Here is a 656-nt window from a genome sequence, read left to right on the forward strand (position 1 = left end):
CGGGTGCAGGTAGTTAGCTGGTTTTTCCGATGGCGGATATAGCACCCTGGGGGCGGGTGCAGGCAGTTAGCTGGTTTTTCCGATGGCGGATATAGCACCCTGGGGGCGGGTGCAGGTAGTTGGCTGGTTTTTCCGATGGCGGATATAGCACCCGCCCCTACTACCGCGACAGGTTGGCTGGTGTTTCCCCCGTCGCGTGTCCCGCAGCACAAAGCCTGCTTCGGTTGGTGCGTCACATCAGAAAGCTTTTCGTGTTTATGCCAATTATCGGGATGCAGTCCACCCTACCGGGCTGGTTTCCCCGAAAGCATATCCCGTGCGGGGTACCTCGCGCACCCCCCCTACAGGTTTTCAAAAAAGGTCTTCCTAAGAAACTGGGTTTTTTTGCTTGTGTTTCTCATGGCGGCGCTAGCACCCGCCTACTTTTTTCCCGCAGCGGCGTGGTCTGACATACCCGCCCCTACCTGTTTTCTTGTCCGATTTTCACGAACCAATTTTGGTGATCATCTTCCGTCAGCCCAACCCAAGTCCTGCAATAATGATTTTAAGTCTGATTCCAGAACTGTAGCGGGCGATTCGGCATCATTCCACCAGAGCCCCCTCACGTAAAACTCCTGGGAGGGTTGGAAGCTCCGTGATTGATCACGGAGAGGAAA

1 protein-coding gene is annotated in these 656 nt (G+C 54.9%); it reads right to left on the reverse strand.

The window, feature by feature from the left end; translation table 11 throughout:
* Nucleotides 1-236 (reverse strand): hypothetical protein (locus P5683_RS14295; RefSeq protein ID WP_315669454.1); only part of this gene is annotated, 236 nt, incomplete at its 3' end.
* Nucleotides 237-656: the final 420 nt, after the last annotated feature.

Source organism: Limnospira sp. PMC 1279.21, assembly GCF_032349615.1.
GTDB lineage: Bacteria > Cyanobacteriota > Cyanobacteriia > Cyanobacteriales > Microcoleaceae > Limnospira > Limnospira fusiformis.